4 protein-coding genes are annotated in these 2,432 nt (G+C 73.4%); all 4 read left to right on the forward strand.

Features of this window, described 5'->3' with window-relative positions:
• A partial coding sequence (locus FNQ90_RS19710) for a LytR C-terminal domain-containing protein (protein ID WP_182607584.1) occupies positions 1-651 on the forward strand: 651 nt, incomplete at its 5' end.
• Positions 652-777: 126 nt separating this feature from the next.
• Positions 778-1,200 carry a ribosome silencing factor gene (gene rsfS, locus FNQ90_RS19715; protein WP_182607585.1) on the forward strand — a complete coding sequence of 141 codons (423 nt, stop codon included), beginning with the start codon at positions 778-780 and terminating at the stop codon, positions 1,198-1,200.
• On the forward strand, positions 1,197-1,844 hold the full coding sequence (locus tag FNQ90_RS19720; protein ID WP_143618429.1) for a histidine phosphatase family protein: 648 nt from the start codon (positions 1,197-1,199) through the stop codon (positions 1,842-1,844). Before rsfS ends, FNQ90_RS19720 begins: the two co-directional genes overlap by 4 nt.
• A 223-nt stretch (positions 1,845-2,067) precedes the next feature.
• On the forward strand, positions 2,068-2,301 hold the full coding sequence (locus tag FNQ90_RS19725; RefSeq protein ID WP_143618427.1) for a hypothetical protein: 234 nt from the start codon (positions 2,068-2,070) through the stop codon (positions 2,299-2,301).
• The last annotated feature ends 131 nt before the right edge of the window (positions 2,302-2,432 follow it).

A 2,432-nucleotide genomic window follows, 5' to 3' on the forward strand; every position in this document is an offset into this window, starting at 1 on the left:
GTCCCGGAGGGGGAGGGGACCCGGCTCGCCGGCGCGCAGGCCGTCGCCTACGCCGTCCACCGCGCCGACGACGAGCCCCAGCGCGCCCAGCTGGAGCGCTTCGGGCAGGTGATGTCGGCGGTCTGGGAGAAGATGCCCGACACCGAGGACGGCGCCGTCCGCGTCGTGGAGAACCTGGCACAGGTCCCCGACCCCTCGTTGTCCGAGAAGGCGCTGGGCGCCAACCTCGCCCGGTTGGCCGGCATGGCCGGTGCCGACGCGCACGCCATGGTGACGCTCGCGGTCCGCGAGGACGGGACGATCGACGACGAGACGGCCGAGAACGTGGTCGCGGCGGTCCTCGGCGGCACCGTGAACGAGGCCGAGGGCGCCCGACTGCCGCGCATCGCGGTGCGGGACGGCAGCGAGGACGGGGCGGCCGGCGAGTCGGCCCGGGTGCTGTTGGTCAACGGCGGGTTCACCGTGGTGGAGACCCGGGCGGCCGACGGGGAGATATCCGGGAGCGAGGTCCGCTACAGCTCCGAACCCTTCCGCCGGACCGCCGTGGAGGTGGCCCGCACCCTCGGCCTGTCCGACGAGGCGGCCGTGGAGGGGGAGGTCCCCGGCACCGCGGACATCGTGGTCCTGGTCGGCGCGGACTCCGACGGGTAGCCGCCGCGGCCCCGGGCGGGCGGTCGGGGACGCCCGGGGCCCCGGGCGGGTGGTCCGGCGGCAGGGCCCTCCGGGGACGTGAGACCCTGGACCCGACATTCACCGATCGAGGGAGAACCCCCTGTTGTGACCGCCACCGACCGCGCCACCGAGCTGATCACGGTCGCCGCGCAGGCCGCCGCCGACAAGCTCGCGCACGACATCATCGCGTACGACGTGAGCGACGTGCTGGCCATCACCGACGCCTTCCTGCTGGCCTCCGCCCCCAACGACCGGCAGGTCCGGGCGATCGTGGACGCCGTGGAGGAGGAGCTGCGGGAGAAGCTCGACGCCAAGCCCGTGCGCCGTGAGGGGGAGCGTGAGGGACGCTGGGTGCTGCTGGACTACGTGGACATCGTCGTGCACGTCCAGCACTCCGAGGAGCGGGTCTTCTACGCGCTCGAGCGGCTGTGGAAGGACTGCCCGCAGCTGGAGCTGCCGCCGGACGCGGTGGCCACCCGCGGCGGCGGCGCCGACACCGCGGGGGACGCCGGGGAGGACCCCTCGTGAGCGTCCCACCGCCGGGGCGTCGAATCGTCCTGTGGCGACACGGACAGACCTCGTGGAACCTCGAGCACCGCTTCCAGGGCACCACGGACATCCCGCTCACCGACGAGGGTCGCGCCCAGGCCCGGCGAGCGGCCGGCATGCTGGCCCGGTTGCGTCCGGACGCCATCATCTCCTCGGACCTGAGCCGCGCCGCGGACACGGCCGCCGAGCTGGCCGCCCTCACCGGCCTGGAGATCCGGCGGGACGAGGCGCTGCGGGAGACGTACGCCGGTGTGTGGCAGGGGTTGACCCATGAGGAGATCCGGGCCCGGCACGGCGACGAGTACGCGGCGTGGAAGCGCGGCGAACCGGTGCGCCGGGGCGGGGGCGAACTGGAGTCCGAGGTCGCGGACCGCGCGGCACCCGTCGTGGAGCGCCACGCGGAGAAGCTGCCGGAGAACGGCACCCTGGTCGTGGTCAGTCACGGCGGCACCATTCGCACCACCATCGGGCGCCTCATCGGTCTGGAGCCCTCCAGTTGGGAGGCGCTGGGCGGGCTCTCCAACTGCTGCTGGTCGGTGCTCGGGCACGGGGTCCGGGGCTGGCGGCTGCTGGAACACAACGCCGGCAGCCTCCCCCTCCCGGTGATCGGCGACGACACCTGAGGCGGCCCCGGGCGCCGGGCGCGCGCCGCGGGTGTGCGATCGTGCACATGAGGTATCGATCCCGTCTCCCTTCGGGGGAGACGGGATCGTCCGCTTATCGCGAACCGTTCCCCGTGGCAGAATCGTGCCGGCCGGGGCGGGCGACCCGGTGCGGAACTCCCGGCGACCACGGAGGATTTCCACGTGCGCATGGCCTGCGGCCGAGGCTGGAGTTGATCGCGTCATGGGAGCACACAGCAGGAAGTGCGACTGGTGCGGCGGGGCCACCCCCATCGTGCGCGATCTCGAGCCGGTCAATCCCTCCTACCAGTACTGGTGCGTGGAGTGCGCGCGGGCGCTGATCATAAAAGGCGACCCGATCGAGGTGTATCGGGAGCTGGAGGGCGAGCCGATCTACGGCCGGTTGCTCGACGAGCACTGCACGCTGAAGCGCTTCTACTCCTTCGCCGGGGCCTGAGGGTCGGGGCGCCGCGCATCGCGGGGTCTTCCGGCCGGTTTCCGGCGTCCGTCGCCCCCCGTGCCCCCTGTCACCCCCCGTCGATCCTCCGCCGGTGATCGTCGTCCGGCGGAGGATCGACGGGGGGTGAC

The sequence above is a fragment of the Streptomyces alkaliphilus genome (assembly GCF_014141535.1).
GTDB classification, from domain to species: Bacteria; Actinomycetota; Actinomycetes; order Streptomycetales; family Streptomycetaceae; genus Streptomyces; species Streptomyces alkaliphilus.